The organism is Streptomyces sp. NPDC002958, from assembly GCF_055563255.1.
This window is the reverse complement of record NZ_JBVHDS010000012.1, coordinates 162230-178555: the sequence shown is the minus strand read 5'-3', so window position 1 is coordinate 178555 and position 16326 is coordinate 162230. Positions and strand designations below refer to the sequence as shown.

Genomic DNA, 16326 nt, shown 5'->3' with positions numbered 1-16326 from the left:
CACGACTCGACCTGCTCAACCGTCAACGATTCATCGCACAGTCGGAACAACGAGCAAATCCAGCACCCGTCACGGCAGATGCGGTTGCAGTACTAGCCGCCGTGTTCGCCGAACGGATCGGCCGCAAGCGCGCCCAGGAGGTTCTGATGGGCGCCGCAGTGCGGGCCCGCGCGGAGACCACGGATCTGGCCGACGCCCTCGCCGATGTACTGGACGAGGAGCCCGAACTCGCCGGTCTCGCCCTGTCCGAACTGACCGACCCAGCCCGGTACACCGGCTGCGCGGGCACCCTCACCGACCGTGCGCTGGACCGCGGCTGACCGCCTGCCACCTGCCGCCTGCCCCATTTGGGCGCCGGACTGGCGATGACCGCGCTCCCTCCGACCGACTTCCGCGCCCCGACCGCCTTGAGCACCTCCGTACCTTCACGCGGAGGGCCCAGTCGGTACTGCGCCGCGTGTTCACGGGTCTGCCGGACGGGCGGCGGCGAGCGCGGCCACCCGCCTCGGTGTGTCGGTCAGCCGCCCGCGCAGGTGTCCGCGGTATTCGGCGGTGTGCAAGCCCCCCTTGCGCGGAGATCCTGCAAGGAGGCACCCGCGTACCCGCGTCAGCCGAGGCCGCGGGCGTCCTGCTTGAGGGCGGTGTCCACGGTCAGGGCCGTTGCCACTACGAGGCTCAGCAGCGGCTCGGGCAGCTGGTAGTGGATCTGCAGCACATAGTTGTCCGCCGTGGTGAACAGCGTCTTCGCAAGGCCTTCCCAGGTCTTGGTGATCCGGGCCACCTCGGCGTCGTTGTGGTCGACGATCGCGAAGTTCCAGGCACGCCAGTTCTCCGCCTTGATCGCGCCGATCTGCCGACCGTCCACCATGATCGCGAAGTTGATCTTGCCGATGACATTCTGCTGGACGATCTCACCCACCGGCTGCCCGTCGGGGCGCTGCACGATGACCTTGGACTTGATGAACTTCGCCGGGCGGGTCAGCAGGAGTTGTGGCTGACCGTACGCGTCACGGATCTCGAGGCGATGGGTCAGGTACTGGTCGATGCTGCTCACGAAGCGCAGCACCTTGCGCAGGGCGCTCTGGCCGACCTGGACCACCGAGCCGACGGTGTTGCCGTGCTGGTCGAAGACGCTGTACTCGCTCGTCACCTCAAGCAGCTTGGCCTTCTGATTCACGACCAGGACCTGCTGATTGAAGAGCGAGCCCGCGCCGGGAGCGCCGGCCTGCTGAGGCTGGACCGACTGCTGCGGCAAAACCCCGGGCTGCTGCGGAACGGCCTGCTGCGGCAAATCCGCGGGCTGCTGCGGAGCGACCTGCTGGGGCGGAACCCCTGCTTGCTGGTAGGCGGCCTGCTGCTGAGGCGCGGCCTGCTGATACTGAGGAGCCGCCTGCTGATGCTGCGGAGCGACCTGCTGCTGAGGTACCTGGTCCTGAGCGGGCACCTGCGTCTGGGCCGCGGCCTGGGGCTGCTGCCCACCGGCCGGGTTGGTGTGCTCGGTCCACTGGGAGCCGTCCCAGTAGCGCAGCAACTGGGACGCGCCGTGCGGATCCGGATACCAGCCCGCAGATATGTTCGAGTGCGTTGTCACCGGGGCACACTATCCCGGCCCTCCGACAACGGAGGCCACACCGCGCACATCCACGGATTTCACCCCTAGTTGAGACTTCACACACCACGTACGATGGCGGAAATGAACAGGCTGAGCGAACGAACGCACCGACAGCGGCAGATCGTCCGCGCTTCGGCGGACTGAGCACCGAACGCTCTGAGTTCACCGGCGGCCCGTTCGCGGTGGGTTCCCTCCCCCGCGAACGGCCCGCCCCGGCGATGAGGCGGCGAACGGCCCTCAAGGCCTACAGATCACAGGCCACAGCCCACAGAAGCTCACCAGCTCACAGGCCTGGTCGCACAAGGGATCGCATAGGCTCAGATCCGATATGAAGAGCAACCTCACACCGCTGGGGCCCAAGGCCGACAAGGACACCGTGCGCCGGAGCAACCTCAGTCTGGTGCTGCGGGCCGTCCGTGACGAGGACAAGGGCGGGGCGACCAGGGCCGGAGTCGCCGCGCGGGTGGGGCTGACCCGGGCCGCGGTGTCCTCGCTCGTCGAGCAGCTTCTCGACACAGGGTTCCTCACCGAGTCCGGCAAGACCTTCAGCGGGCATGCGGGGCGCCCCGGTACCGCGCTCAAGGTGGCGCGCACGGGGCCTGCCGGGCTCGGTGTGGAGGTCAACATCGACTACGTGTCAGTCTGTGTCGTCGATCTGGCGGGCACCGGCCGGGTACGGCTCACCGAGCACCTCGACAACCGCGGCGCACCGCCCGCGGAGGTGCTGGCGCGCGCAGCCGGGATCGCCGCGCGCACCCTGGAGTCGGCGCGCGAGCAGGAACTGTTCCCGGCCGGGGTGGCGCTCGCGCTCCCCGGTCTGGTCTCCGGGGGTGCGGTGCGTCAGGCACCCAACCTGGGATGGAACCAGGTTCCGGCCGAGGAACTCTTCGCCGCTTCGCTCGCCGCCGAGCGCCCCGGTCGCGAGGCGCTGCCGGTGAGTTCGGAGAATGAGGCCAATCTGGCGGCACTGGCCGAGCTCTGGTTCGGCGGGCTCGACTCGGTCCGCAGTTTCCTCTATCTGACGGGCGAGATCGGCGTCGGTGGCGCCCTGGTCATCAACGGTGAACTCCTGCGCGGGGCGCACGGGTTCGCCGGGGAGATCGGGCATGTGGTGGTGGACGCGGAGGGACCGGAGTGCCGGTGCGGCTCGCGCGGCTGTCTGGAACAGTACGCGGGGCAGGCGGCGCTCCTGCGGGCCGCCGGGATCGAGGAGTCCGGCAGCGGCGCCGGGGTGGCCGAGCTGGAGCGGCGCGCCCTGGCCGGGGACGAGCGGGCGGTGGCCGCTGTCACGGAGGCCGGCCGGATGCTGGGGCGGGTACTGTCCGGGACGGTGAATCTGCTCGACCCGGACGCGGTGGTGCTCGGTGGCATCTACCGGAACCTGATGCCGTGGCTGTCGCCGCCCGCCGCCGAGGAACTGACCGGCCGGGTGGTGTCCGGCCTCTGGTCCCCGGGCAGCGGACGGCTGCGCGCCTCATCCGTCGCGGGCGACGCGGCGCGGGGCGCTGCGGCGCTGGTGACGACGGCGGTACTGGCCGACCCGGTGGCGTACGCGGGGGCCGGACAACCAGCTGACCCGCCCGCACCGGATGCGGGCCGGACAACCAGCTGACCCGCCGTGCCGTATGCGGGCCGGGCAACCGGCCGATCCACGTGATGGCAAAAAATGGGGGTGAACCGGACACCTGGTGTCCGGCCCACCCCTTGGCCGCGCGTCACTGCGGTCCGAGATCAGCGGACCCCGAGCAGGTGGTCCATCGCCAACTGGTCCAGGACCTCGAACGCCATCCCTCGTTCCGCAGCCGCGTTCACGTCGAACTCCTCGAACGCCGACCGGTCGGCCAGCAGCCCGGCCACGCCGTCCTCGGCGGTGGGGCGGGCCAGCTCGTCGAGCCGGGACGCGCGCAGCGCCTCCTGCACGGCGGGGTCGGCGCGGAAGGCGGCGGCGCGCTCCTTGAGGATCAGGTAGTTGCGCATGCAGCCCGCGGCCGAGGCCCAGACACCGTCGTAGTCCTCGGTCCGAGGCGGCTTGAAGTCGAAGTGCCGCGGGCCCTGGTAACCGGCCGTCTCCAGCAGGTCGACGAGCCAGAACGCCTGGCGCAGGTCACCGGCGCCGAAGCGCAGGTCCTGGTCGTACTTGATGCCGGACTGACCGTTCAGGTCGATGTGGAAGAGCTTGCCCGCCCAGAGTGCCTGCGCGATGCCGTGCGGGAAGTTCAGCCCGGCCATCTGTTCGTGCCCGGTCTCCGGGTTGACGCCGACCAGCTCCGGGCGCTCAAGGCGCTCGATGAAGGCGAGTGCGTGGCCGATGGTCGGCAGCAGGATGTCGCCACGCGGCTCGTTCGGCTTGGGCTCGATGGCGAACTTCAGGTCGTACCCCTGCTCGGTCACGTAATCGCCGAGCAGATCGAAGGCTTCCTTCATGCGGTCGAGGGCGACCCGGACGTCCTTGGCGGCGCCGGACTCGGAGCCCTCACGGCCGCCCCAGGCCACATAGGTGGTGGCGCCGAGCTCGACGGCGAGGTCGATGTTGCGCAGGGTCTTGCGCAGGGCGTAGCGGCGTACGGCCCGGTCGTTGGCGGTGAACGCGCCGTCCTTGAACACCGGGTGCGTGAAGAGGTTCGTCGTCGCCATGGGGACGACGAGTCCTGCTGCGTCCAGCGCCTGCCGGAACCGCTTCACGATCGCTTCGCGCTCGGTGTCCGTCGAGCCGAACGGGAACAGGTCGTCGTCATGGAATGTCACGCCGTACGCACCCAGTTCCGCGAGCCGCTGCACGGAGTCGACCGGATCGATCGCCGTGCGCGTCGCGTCACCGAACGGGTCGCGTCCCTGCCAGCCCACCGTCCACAGTCCGAAGGTGAACTTGTCCTCGGGGGTGGGCATGAAGGGTTCCGTCATCGTCTGGCCGCCTTCAGCGCTGTCGGGTTCCTTGACCGGTCGAAATGGCCGAACCCTATTTGTTTACTGGCATGACTAATCATGCACCGAGCCCTTTCGGGGCGTAACCCGTCGTCAGTGAAAATCCAGAACGATCACTGTTCCGGACGGGCTCGATCGCGTAATTTGTTTTTCACACGATCAAATCCATGCGACGGCACCCCCAGTAGCCGCGCCCCGAAGCCATGTACGCCCCCGCATGTATCTCCGCGCGTCCGCCTCCCCGCAGCACAGGCCCGTAGCACAGGAATGAGGTCACCCATGCCGCCGCGTACCGTCGTCATCGGTGTGGACAGCTCCACCCAATCCACCAAAGCCGCCTTCGTCGACACCGGGACCGGTCGGCTGCTCGCCGTCGGCCGCGCACCGCATGTCGTCACCGGCGAGGCGGGCACCCGCGAGAGCGACCCGGAGGCCTGGTGGCAGGCACTGCGCGACGCCGTGGCCGCCGGGCTGAAGGAGTCCAGCATCGCCACCTCCGCCGTGACCGGTATCGCGGTCGCCGGGCAGCAGCACGGGCTGGTCGTCCTCGACGGGGCGGGGCGTCCACTGCGCCCGGCGATGCTGTGGAACGACACCCGCGCCGCCCCGCAGGCCGCCGCCCTCACCGAGGCACTGGGCGGCGCCGACGCCTGGACCGCGCGGACCGGATCGGTGCCGGTGGCCTCCATCACCGCGTCGAAGTGGCAGTGGCTGCGGGAGAACGAACCGGAGAACGCCGCCGCGGCCGCGGCCGTCCGCCTCCCCCATGACTTCCTGACCGAGCGCCTCGCGGGCGCCGCCGTCACCGACCCCGGAGACGCCTCGGGCACCGGCTGGTACTCCACCGCGACCGGTGCGTACGACCCCGAACTGCTCGAACTCCTCAGCCTGGACGCCGCGTTACTGCCCAAGGTCGCCGATACCGGCGCGAGCCGCGTCGGTTCGCTGACCGCCGAAGCGGCCGACGCGCTCGGCCTGCCCGCCGGCATCGCCGTGGCCGCGGGCACCGGGGACAACATGAGCGCCGCCGTCGGCCTCGGACTGGGCGGCACCGGGCTGCTGGACCACCCCGCCCTCAGCCTCGGCACCTCGGGAACGGTGTTCGCCGCCTCCCGTGCCCGGCCCACATCGACGGCGCTCTCCGGCTTCGCCGCGGCGGACGGTACGTACCTCCCGCTGGCCTGCACCCTCAACTGCACGCTCGCCGTGGACAAGGTCGCCGCACTGCTCGGCCTGGAGCGCGACGACGCGGCCCCCGGCGGCGAGGCGGTGCTCCTCCCCTACCTCGACGGCGAGCGCACCCCCGATCTGCCCACCGCCTCCGGCCTGCTCACCGGGCTCCGGCACGACACCACCCCGCAGCAGCTCCTCGGCGCCGCCTACGAGGGCGCGGTCGTCACCGTGCTGCGTGCCCTCGACGAACTCCTGCTGGCCTGCGGCCTCGACCCGACCGACCCCGAGGTGGCCGCCCGGCCGCTGCGCCTGATCGGCGGCGGCGCCCAGGGGCGCACCTGGGTGGAGACCGTACGGCGGCTCTCCGGTCGGCCGGTGATCGTGTCCGGCAGCGGCGAACTGGTGGCGCTGGGCGCGGCCGCACTGGCCGCTGCCGCGGCCACCGGCGAGGACCCGGTCGCGATCGCCACCGGCTGGGACACCGGCGAAGCAACCCAACTCCCTTCCGTGAAAAGGGACTCGGCTACCTGGGAGCGGGTCGGCACGTTGCTGGAACGGGCCACGGGCCCCTTACTGGACGGGGCCTGACACCCGCGCACCCCGCACGCGCCGCATTCCTGCGTGGCGGCACACACCTCTGCACACCCAACAAGCGTCACTGACTGACTGTCACTTCACCTCGCGGGCCCCGGTCAACGGTCCCCCGACCACCTCCGGACCGGTTTGGGCCTGCGAAGCGATCTTCACTAGTATCCGGCGATGATCATAAGAAGAAGGCTGACGGTCGGGGTGGGTATCCTGCTCGCCACCCTGACCGCCGGGCTCGGCTCGGCGCTCCCCGCCGCAGCCGATGAAGCCCCCGCCAAAGCCTCCCCCAAGGTCGAGCTGGTGCTCGACGTCAGCGGCTCCATGCGGACCCGTGACATCGACGGCCAGTCCCGGATGGCCGCGGCGAAGCAGGCGTTCAACGAGGTCCTGGACGCGGTACCCGAGGAGGTGGAGCTCGGCATCCGGACGCTCGGCGCCGACTACCCGGGTGATGACCGAAAGGTCGGTTGCAAGGACACCAAGCAGCTCTACCCGGTCGGCCCGCTGGACCGCACCGAGGCGAAGACCGCGGTCGCCACCCTGGCCCCCACCGGCTGGACCCCGATCGGCCCGGCCCTGCTGGGCGCCGCCGACGACCTCGAAGGCGGCGACTCCACCCGCCGGATCGTACTGATCACCGACGGCGAGGACACCTGCGGCCCGCTCGACCCGTGCGAGGTGGCACGTGACATCGCGGCCCGTGGTATCCACCTCGTCATCGACACGCTGGGCCTGGTGCCGAACACGAAGATCCGCGAGCAACTGACCTGTATCGCCGAGGCCACCGGCGGCACCTACACCGCCGTCCAGCACACCGATGAACTCTCCGGCCGCGTCAAGCAGTTGGTCGACCGGGCGGCCGAACCCGTCGTCACTCCCGTGGCGACCGAGGGCGCGGACCGCTGCTCCACTGCACCCGAGCTCAAGGCGGGCCTGTACACCGACCGGGAGAAGTTCGGCGAGCACCGCTGGTACCGGGTGGATGTGCTGCCCGGTCAGGAGCTGCGCGCCTCGGTCAGCGTCTCGGCGGACCGAGCCGTGAACAACGACTACGGCGTACTGCTGCGGGCGGTGACCGTGCACGGCCGGGAAATCGTCCGGGGTTCGGAGTCGGGCACCGGCCGCACCGATGCGATCTCCTCCGGCCTGCGCTACCCGAAGCCCGAGCAGGACGACACGGACAACGGCGACAAGCCCGCCGCCGAGACCGTGTGCCTCCAGGTCAGCAACTCCTTCTCGGCCCCCGCCTCGGTGAAGACCGCGCCCGGCATGCCCGTCGAGCTGACCGTGGACCTGGTGGACGCCCCGGACGACGCCGCCGATGTCGCCGCGTTCGGTCTCGGCCGCGGCTGGTGGCTGCTGGGCGTACTGGTTCTCACCGGACTGGTCGCGGGGCTGCTGGCCGGCTGGATCTCGCGCTGGCGCATCGCCGTCTGGAGGACCAACTGATGATGCGTACGACACGTGTACTCGCGGGTACGCTGCTGGCCGGCCTCGCCCTGCTGACCTCGGCGGGCTCTGCCACGGCCGACGATCCGTCGGCGAGCCCGAGCTCCGACGGCGCGCCCGGCCCCACCGAGGCCGGCACCACCTTCCGTACGGCCACGGCGATCCAGCAGAACCAGCGCGCCACCGCCGGGGCGTCCACGGGTGACTACCTCTACTGGGTGTTCCCCGCCGATGCGGGCCAGCGGGCCACCGTCAAGGCGAAGATCACCCTGCCTCAGAGCGCCACCCGGCACGGTGCGTCGACCTGGCAGGTCGACGTGTACGACGGACTGCGGCGCCGTCAGGCCTGCATGTACGGCCGCCAGACCGGCAAGGCGGCGGCCGATGCCTCGACGGTCGAGCTGACCTGCGTGCTGCGGACCGTCCGCGCCTGGTCCGAGCCGTGGGCCAACGACCCGCTGCCGGGCAGCTACTACGTACGCCTCACAGTCGTCGATCTGCCCTCGGCGGACCTCGGTCTTCCGGTGCAGACCGAGGTCGAGGTCACGGCGGCCGACAAGGGCGGCGCCGCGGATGTGGACGGCACACTCGCCGAGCCGCTGGTCCCCGGTGTGTCCTCCGTCGAGCAGGCTTCGGACGCCTCGGACGCCTCGGCCACGAGTGGCGATGACGCGTCGGCCGAGGTCGCGCTGGGCAGCGAGCCCGAGGACGGCTGGGCCTCCGGCTGGTGGACCGACCGCTGGTTGTGGACGGTCGGCGGCGGAGTCCTGGGAGCGCTCGCGGCCGTCTTCGGCTACTCCCTCACCCGCGGCAACGGCAGACCGTCCCGGGTCCCGCCGGGCATCTGACCCGCACATCACGGGACGGGCTCAGGACCTGGAGCCCACCGAACCGCATCACGGAACGGGCTCAGGACCGGGAGCCCACCGAACCGCATCGCCGGACGGGCTCTGGAGCCGAGCCCGTCCGGCCATGACGGACACGTCTCCTCGCGCGCCCGACCGCCCGCGATCCCTCCCGCCCGCGCGCCCTCCCGCAAGGCGACCGATACCCTCGGCAACTCACGTACCGCACACGGCCGATGACAACGTCGGTGCCGCGCGGTACTTCTGAAGTCAGGTCGCTGCGTGCCGAATCGGGTGCGCCACAAGGGAGCGGAGACTTTCATGTCCACGGAGACCGGTCAGGCCGTCGATGCCGAGCCTCGACGCCACACGATCGTGCCGGGCCCGAAGGGGCTGCCATTCCTCGGGAACCTTCCCCGGTTCGCGAAGGATCCCCTCGCCTTCTTCGAGCGGCTGCGCGGTCACGGGGACATGGTCGGCTGGCGATTCGGTCCCAACCGGTGTGTGTACATAGCCGATCCGGAGTGCATAGGCGAGCTGCTCACCGAGACGGAACGCACCTTCGACCAACCCGCACTCGGCATCGCGTTCCGCACGGTGATGGGCAACGGGGTGGTAGTCGCCCGTGGTACGGACTGGCGGCGGAAGCGGTCGCTGGTTCAGCCATCCGTACGCCCCAAGCAGGTGCGGTCGTACGCGACGACGATGGCGAACAGTGCGGTGGAGCTGGCGGACACCTGGTCCGGCGGTGAACGCGTCGACATCAAGCGGGAGATGGCTGCGCTGACGCAGCGGATCGCGGTCCGTACGATCTTCGGCGTCGACACCCCGGCCGACGCCGATGCGATGGGCCGGGCGATGGATGTGGCGCAGCAGGAGATCGGCAAGGAGTTCGCCGGTATCGGCGCGCTGTTGCCGGACTGGGTGCCGACGCCGGGCCGGGCCAGGATCAAGAAGGCCGCCGCGGTCATCGACGCCGAGGTGGGCCGGGTCGTCGCCCGTCACCGAGACGGCGAGGACGATCGCCCCGACCTGCTGAGCCGGCTACTGACCGCAGTCGACGAGACGGGTACGCACCTCACGGACCAGGAGATACGCGACGAGACGGTCACCCTGTACATCGGCGGGCACGAGACGACCAGTTCCACGCTGGTGTGGGCCTGGTATCTACTGTCCCGCAATCCGCGGGCGCGCGCCGCGCTCACCGAGGAGCTGGACCGGGTGCTCGGCGATCGGGAGCCGGAGTTCGACGACTACGCGCGGCTGACGTACACCCAGTCGGTGGTCAAGGAGACCCTGCGTCTCTACCCGACGATCTGGCTGATCACCGGCATCGCCAAGGAGGGTGCGCGGATCGGCGGTGTCCCGATGCCGGAGGGCACCAGGGTGTGGACCAGCCAGTGGGCGACGCACCGTGACGAGCGGTGGTTTCCCGAGCCGGAGAAGTTCCGGCCCGAGCGCTGGGATCCGGAGGAGGGTGACGACATCGCGGAGTACGCCTGGTTCCCGTTCGGCGGCGGCCCCCGGGTCTGTCTGGGCACGCGGTTCGCGATGGTCGAGGCGGTGCTGATCCTGGCCGTGCTGGCACGCCGTTTCGAACTGGACGTGGATCCGGGCACCATCAACCCCGTACCGGCGCTGACACTGCAGCCGGACCGCGAGGTGATGGCGACGCTCCGGGCGCGGTAGCGGTGCACGGGGTGGGGTGGCCGCGGCGTTCTCCCGCACCCCCGCCCAGCACCCCGTCCGCCGGGCAGCGCGCCGGCGCCCGGGCAAATGGGGGTGCGTGGCGACGCCAGATATATCGAAACGATATGTCCGATCTGTCGCGAAGATCGGGGTACACCGGTCACACTGACGATGTCGGCCTCACCGGCCGCAGGGCCGTCCGGCCGCATCCGCAGGCTGTCGATCCAACGGGAGAAACACCATGCGTCTCCACTCCGCTCTCGTCCCCGCGCTCACCGTCGCAGCCGCCCTGACGCCGACCGCCACCGCGGCGTCGGCCACGACCGGCACCGCAGCCACCCGAGCCGTGAGCCTCCCCGGGATCTGTCCGGAGAAGGCCCTCGACGTGCATGCCTCACCCGGCGGGCAGCGGAACGTCGCCCGCATCAGCGTCACCAACCATGGCGACCGGGCCTGTGTCGTGGACCGGATCCCGACGATCACCTTCCGGGGCCTGGACGGCTCCGCCGAAGCCGTGCCGCCTGCCGAGAGCGGACCCTACGTCCTCGCGCGGGGCGAGCGCGCATACGCCGCAGTCCGCACTGCGGACCCGGCGGCCATCGAAGGGCATGTCGTCGGCAGCCTGTCCGTCTCGGCCGACCCCTCCCACCTGGGCGTCACCTTCCGTGCGGCCACCGTGGGCATGACCGGGGGTGTCCATGTGTGGGTGCCGGTCACCACGCTCTGGCAGGAGTCGCGCGCTGCGGCGGACAGCGCCCTGGCGGACGCGTTGGGCTGACAGGCGGGGCGGGGGCATGGACACCTGCCCCCGCCCCGGCCCGCCCGGACTGCGGTTCAGCCGGTGATCAGGGCCGGATCGCTCGTACCCGCCTCGCCCGTCTCGACGTGTCCGGCGAAGCGGCGCAGGAATGTGCTGTCCGTGTCGGAGACCACCGAGATGTCGTACCAGCGGCTGCTTCCCCGCAGGTCCACCGAGTGGGTCACGGTCGCGCCCGCGCGTACCGTGAACGTCTGGGCGGATCCGGTGTATGCGTCGCGCACGGTCAAATGGACGTCTCCGGAACCGGCATGATTCATCGTCAGGTCAAGATGACCGTCAGTGGAGTTGTGACGGGCGGTCACCTCGGGCCCCGCCGTCCGGCCGGGCCCCTTGAAGGTGCGGAGGAAGCCGTTCGGGCCGTACACGCTGAGGTTGGTCACACCGCTCGAATAGGCCGTGTTCCAGGCGTCGGAGAGGCTCTTGCCCGCCTCGGTGGTGTACGTCCACGGCCCGTCGGTACGGTTGGCGGACGTCACCAGGAACTGCGCCCCGGCAGCGCCGCCACCGCTGAAGGTGAGGCCGTACTTTCCGGTGGCCGGGTTCGCCGAGCCGTCCACGAACAGTGCGTACGGGAGCGGCCGGGTGGGCCGGGAGCCCGGTTCCTGCTTCGGCATACTACCGACGGCGGGCGGCACGGGCACGTAGTCGGGGTGCCGGTTGCGGTCCGGGGGCAGGTACCCGGCCGTGGAGGGCAGGGCGGCCGGGGCGATGTCCGTACGGCCGAAGTCGAACGCGGAGGTGAGATCACCGCAGACGGCGCGACGCCAGGGCGAGATGTTCGGTTCCTTCACCCCGAAGCGACGTTCCATGAACCGGATGATCGAGGTGTGGTCGAAGACCTCGGAGCAGGAGAACCCTCCGGTGCTCCATGGCGAGACGACCAGCATCGGCACGCGCTGCCCCAGACCGTACGGGCCTGCGGCGTAACCTATTCTGCCCGCAAAGTAGTCGGCGGAGGTCGTCACGGTGGACAGCCCCTGCGCGGCCCCGGACGGCGGGTACGGCGGCACGATGTGGTCGAAGAAGCCGTCGTTCTCGTCGTACGTGATGAACAGGGCGGTCCTCCCCCACACCTCCGCATTGGACGTCAGCGCGTCCAGCACCTGCGCGATGTACCAGGCACCGTAGTTCGCCGGCCAGTTGGGGTGCTCGCTGAAGGCTTCCGGGGCGGCGATCCAGGAGATCTTCGGCAGGGTCCCGGCCTTCACATCGGCCCGGAGCCTGTCGAAGAGCCCGTCGCCGTTCTTGGCGTCGGTCCCGGTGCGCGCCTTGTCGTAGAGAGGGTCGCCGGGCTTGGCATTGCGGTAATTGTTGAAGTAGAGCAGCGAGTTGTCGCCGTAGTTCCCGCGGTATGCGTCGCTGATCCAACCCCAGGACCCGGCGGCGTCGAGCCCGTCGCCGATGTCCTGATAGATCTTCCAGGACACCCCGGCCTTCTCCAGCCGTTCGGGGTACGTCGTCCACCCGTACCCTGCCTCGTCGTTCCCGAGCACGGGGCCGCCGCCGGTGCCGTCGTTTCCGGTGTATCCGGTCCACATGTAGTAGCGGTTGGGGTCCGTGGAGCCGATGAAGGAGCAGTGGTACGCGTCGCAGACGGTGAACGCGTCGGCGAGGGCGTAGTGGAACGGTATGTCCTCGCGGGTGAGGTAAGCCATCGTCGTCGCCGACTTGGCGGGGACCCACTGGTCGTACTTGCCCTTGTTGAACGCCCAGTGGCTGCCCGCCCAGTCGTGGTTGAGATCCTGGATGAACTGGAGCCCGAGGTCGTCGGCCGTGGGCCGGAACGGCAGCACTTCCTTGGTGCCGGAGGCCTGGTGCCACACCGGTTTACCGCTGGGTAATGTCACCGGCCGTGGGTCACCGAACCCGCGCACACCCCTGAGTGTGCCGAAGTAGTGGTCGAACGAGCGGTTCTCCTGCATCAGCACGACGATGTGCTCGACGTCCTCAAGGGTTCCGGTGGCACCTTTCGCAGGGAGGGAGGCAGCGCGGGCGATGCTGTTCGACAGCATGGTGAAGGCGGCTGCGCCTCCGGCGAGTTGCATGAAACGGCGTCGGTCGAGTTCAGCCATGAGTCAGGACCTCTGCGGGGTGAGGAGGTGTGGGGCGAGAGCGACTGGAGTGTTCCAGAGTCCGCCGGCCTGCGTAAGACCGAAGCGGTGTGGACACTGTGGCGATCCGCCGAACAGCAGTCGGCGGGCTGGTGCGTGACCGGTGCGGCGGGCGCGGCCGCGGCAGGAGCCGCGCCGCAGACACGGCCGCCCCCCATCGGCGGGCACGCTCGCGCTGTCGGCGTCGGGACGCCACTCACTGAGCCGAACGAAGCCGGGGTCGAGAATCCGCCGCCCGGCCAAGAGCGTGACGATCTCGCTCGGCTCGGGGACGAAATACGGCACTGTGCCGCTCTCGATGTATGCCTTCTCCGCGGTGATCAGGCCTCGCTGGTACGCGTGCCGTCGTACACCACGAGGTAGCTGCCGGACGGCAGGCCCGCCATCAGCCGGCCCACCACCTCACGGGCCCGCGAGAAGTCGCCCGCGTGACCGAGTACCGAGCAGCATCAGGGCCACAGGCCGGTCGAAGTCGAGTGTCTTCGAGGCCTCGGCAAGGATGACGTCCGGCTCGTAGAAGTCGGCGTCGATGGCAGGGATTACGCAGGGAAATCCCCTAGGGAAGTTGGGGAAAAACCCGGTCGTCCGGACGACGCCGGCTCCGTAGGTTCTGCGGTGGAATCGAAACACCGCTCCACACATCAGCCTACGGAGGCCCCTGGTGACCGCCCCATCGCGCAGGCAGACGCGCACCTTTCGCCCGCTCGTCGCGGCCTTTGTGCGGTTCGTCGTGTGTGGTGGCGGTGTCGGGCTTGCGTCGAGCTGGGCGCTCGTACTGCTCAGCGAGCGGATACCGATGGCCGTCGCCAACGCGCTGATCACCGTCGTTTCCACAGTGATCGCGACCGAGTTGCACGGGCGGGTCTCCTTCCGGAGCGAGCGGAAGGGGTGGGGGGTCCATCTTCAGTCCGGGATGACCGTCGCCGTGAGCTATGCGTTCACGACGGGGGCGCTGCTCTGTCTGCACGCCGTCCGGTCCGAGCCCTCGCCCCTGATCGAGCAGGCGGTCTATCTGTCGGCGTCCGCCCTGGCAGGGATCGGACGGTTCGCGCTGCTGCGCGTCGTTGTCTTCGGCGACCGGAAGCAGGCCCCCTCGCGCGATGACTCGCTGAGCAAGGCCGCAGTTGCGATGGCAGCGTGACGGGTGACGCCCGGGACGTCCGTCGGATGCGCGTCGCTCCGTCATCCCCTGTCGGCTCCGCTCCGCCCCGTGGTCGGCGCGGTGGTCGCGCTGGTTGACTATCCTGGCCGGTCACGTGGGCGGCATCGGTCCCACGGGTGGGCCGGGGCGGATGAGGGGTGTGCGGATGGAATACGGGCGGGCCGGGTGGGTGCGGGTGCCGGTGGGGGATGATGCGGCGCGGTGGGCGACCCGGGGGAAGTGTCTGCGGGTCCTCGTTGTCGTGCACAACGTGACCGCCGCGACCCGGCTGCTCGATGTGCTGCCCCTGTTCGACGACGACTGGCGCGTCCAGTTGCTGGTGACCTGTACGGGCTCGTCGGCCTTCGCGGCCGGCACAGCCGAGTTGCTGGCCGACACCGGGGTGCCGGTCCTGCCGTGGGAACAGGCGGCCGAGACAGAGGTCGACCTGGTCGTCTCAGCCAGTTTTGGCGGCCAACTTGACATCTTCACCGGCAAGTTGGCCATCCTTTCGCACGGCGTTGGATACACTAAGAGGCTGGCAATACCGGATACCGGATACCGGGACGGGGGCGGGGGCTCCTGCGCCCGTTTTCGGGCTCGCGCCGGAGTGGCTTCTGTCGCGGGGAACTCCTGTCGCGGACGCGCTCGTCCTCTCCCATCCCGAGCAGTACGAACGGTTGCGTATCGCCTGTCCCGAGGCGGCGCCGACAGCCGTACTCGCCGGGGACCCCTGCTTCGACCGCATGCTCGCCGCCCGTCCCTATCGCGAGCGCTTCCGCCGTGCGTTGGGTGTGCGGCCCGGACAGCAGTTGGTCCTGCTGAATTCGACCTGGAACTCCGAGTCGCTCTTCGGTGATGGCGGGGGCGGCGGTGACGTGGTGGCCGCGCTGCTGGACCGGGTCTCTGCCGAGTTTCCTGTGGACGAGTACCGGTTTGCCGCCGTGCTGCACCCGAACATCTGGCACGGCCACGGCCCCGGCCAGATCCGCGCCTGGCTCGATCGCGCGCTGCGCGGCGGGCTGGCGCTGATCGATCCGCTGAAGGGGTGGCGGCAGGCTCTGCTGGCCGCCGATGTGGTGATCGGGGATCACGGTTCCGTCACCTACTACGCTGCCGCCCTCGGCACTCCCGTGCTCCTGGGTGCCGCGCCGCTCGACGCCCTCGATCCCGATGCGCCGATCTCCGCGTTCATGCGGGAAGCTCCGCGGCTCGACCCCGACGCGTCGCTGTCGGCGCAGATCGGCGAACTTGTCCGCCGTCACCGGCCGTTGTCGGGGCCTGCCGGGTTCACCACCTCCGTGCCGGGTGAATCAGCGGCCCGGTTGCGTCGGCTCTTCTACTCGATGATGGGTGCGCCGGAGCCCGGTTGGCCGGCTTCGCTGAAGCCCCTCCCGCTGCCGGATTACGAGGCCACAACGGCCACCGTTCCCTTTCACGTACTGTCGCAGGTCCTCGGGCCGGGTGAGATTGCGGTCAGTCGCCGGGCGGGCCCGCGGCCGATGGTGGGCCCGGATCACCACGGGGAATTGCATGTCGCCGTGCACGAGGACACCCGTGACGTGGACCAGTTGGATCTGGCAGATGTCATCTTCCGGGACGGGGCACCCGACGACCCTCGCTTCGGCTCTCCGTCGATCTGGACCGCCGAGGTGCTCCGGCGCCATCAGGGCTGTTCCCTTGCGGCCTATGTGACCGGGCCGTCCACGTGTGTGGTCCGAGTGCGTGGCGAGGAGCCGCTCCGGGTGGTGGCGGCGGCCGGTGCCGATGCGGGAGGCATGTCCGGTCCGGACCCCGCCGCGTACGCCTCTGCTCTGTACGCCTGGCTGGCGACCGGCAGCCCCGGCGCGGGCGCAGTCGGCAAGCGGCTCGCGCAGGCGATGGCCGACGGACTCTCCGTGCGGACAGGTACCCGGCTTCACCGGGTGCGGGTTGTCCCTCTGACACCCCCGGAATGACGGGGATGTCAGAGGCGG

General features: G+C 70.1%; 12 protein-coding genes. 9 read left to right on the top strand and 3 right to left on the bottom strand.

Annotated elements, in window-relative coordinates; all coding sequences use genetic code 11:
• Window positions 1-101: 101 nt before the first annotated feature.
• Window positions 102-320 carry a hypothetical protein gene (locus ACZ3IC_RS22080; protein WP_467418374.1) on the top strand — a complete coding sequence of 73 codons (219 nt, stop codon included), beginning with the start codon at window positions 102-104 and terminating at the stop codon, window positions 318-320.
• A gap of 287 nt (window positions 321-607) precedes the next feature.
• Here ACZ3IC_RS22080 and ACZ3IC_RS22075 read toward each other — a convergent pair whose 3' ends face one another.
• Window positions 608-1591 (bottom strand): LURP-one-related family protein, encoded by a 984-nt coding sequence (locus ACZ3IC_RS22075; protein WP_467418372.1) that lies wholly within the window; start codon window positions 1589-1591, stop codon window positions 608-610.
• A 349-nt stretch (window positions 1592-1940) separates the two neighbouring features.
• On the opposite strand from ACZ3IC_RS22075, the gene ACZ3IC_RS22070 reads away from it, so the two are divergent.
• Window positions 1941-3224 (top strand): ROK family protein, encoded by a 1284-nt coding sequence (locus ACZ3IC_RS22070; protein ID WP_467418370.1) that lies wholly within the window; start codon window positions 1941-1943, stop codon window positions 3222-3224.
• A gap of 119 nt (window positions 3225-3343) precedes the next feature.
• Here ACZ3IC_RS22070 and xylA read toward each other — a convergent pair whose 3' ends face one another.
• Window positions 3344-4513: a xylose isomerase gene (xylA, locus tag ACZ3IC_RS22065; RefSeq protein WP_467418368.1), complete on the bottom strand. Its 1170-nt coding sequence runs from the start codon at window positions 4511-4513 to the stop codon at window positions 3344-3346.
• 300 nt (window positions 4514-4813) lie between these two features.
• Here xylA and xylB point away from each other — a divergent pair, with 300 nt between their 5' ends.
• The 5 genes from xylB (at window position 4814) to ACZ3IC_RS22040 (ending at window position 11056) form a co-directional block, all read left to right on the top strand.
• Entirely contained in the window at window positions 4814-6295 is a 1482-nt protein-coding gene (gene xylB, locus ACZ3IC_RS22060) for a xylulokinase (protein ID WP_467418367.1), read from the top strand.
• Window positions 6296-6466: 171 nt separating this feature from the next.
• Window positions 6467-7744 (top strand): VWA domain-containing protein, encoded by a 1278-nt coding sequence (locus ACZ3IC_RS22055; protein WP_467418365.1) that lies wholly within the window; start codon window positions 6467-6469, stop codon window positions 7742-7744.
• Window positions 7745-7746: 2 nt separating this feature from the next.
• Entirely contained in the window at window positions 7747-8592 is an 846-nt protein-coding gene (locus ACZ3IC_RS22050; protein WP_467418385.1) for a hypothetical protein, read from the top strand.
• Between the two features lie 318 nt (window positions 8593-8910).
• Entirely contained in the window at window positions 8911-10278 is a 1368-nt protein-coding gene (locus ACZ3IC_RS22045; RefSeq protein WP_467418363.1) for a cytochrome P450, read from the top strand.
• Window positions 10279-10519: 241 nt separating this feature from the next.
• A complete protein-coding gene (locus ACZ3IC_RS22040) occupies window positions 10520-11056 on the top strand; it encodes a DUF4232 domain-containing protein (protein WP_467418361.1) in 537 nt (178 codons plus the stop codon).
• A 56-nt stretch (window positions 11057-11112) separates the two neighbouring features.
• On the opposite strand, the gene ACZ3IC_RS22035 is transcribed toward ACZ3IC_RS22040, so the two are convergent.
• The gene (locus ACZ3IC_RS22035) at window positions 11113-13170 is read right to left on the bottom strand and encodes a phosphocholine-specific phospholipase C (RefSeq protein WP_467418359.1); all 2058 of its coding nucleotides are present in this window, start codon (window positions 13168-13170) and stop codon (window positions 11113-11115) included.
• Between the two features lie 700 nt (window positions 13171-13870).
• Between ACZ3IC_RS22035 and ACZ3IC_RS22030 the strand changes: the two genes are divergently transcribed.
• Together ACZ3IC_RS22030 and ACZ3IC_RS22025 are read left to right on the top strand one after the other, a co-directional pair.
• Window positions 13871-14350, top strand: coding sequence for a GtrA domain-containing protein (locus ACZ3IC_RS22030; protein WP_467418357.1), 480 nt, complete (start codon window positions 13871-13873; stop codon window positions 14348-14350).
• Window positions 14351-15030: 680 nt separating this feature from the next.
• Window positions 15031-16308, top strand: coding sequence for a hypothetical protein (locus ACZ3IC_RS22025; protein ID WP_467418355.1), 1278 nt, complete (start codon window positions 15031-15033; stop codon window positions 16306-16308).
• Window positions 16309-16326: the final 18 nt, after the last annotated feature.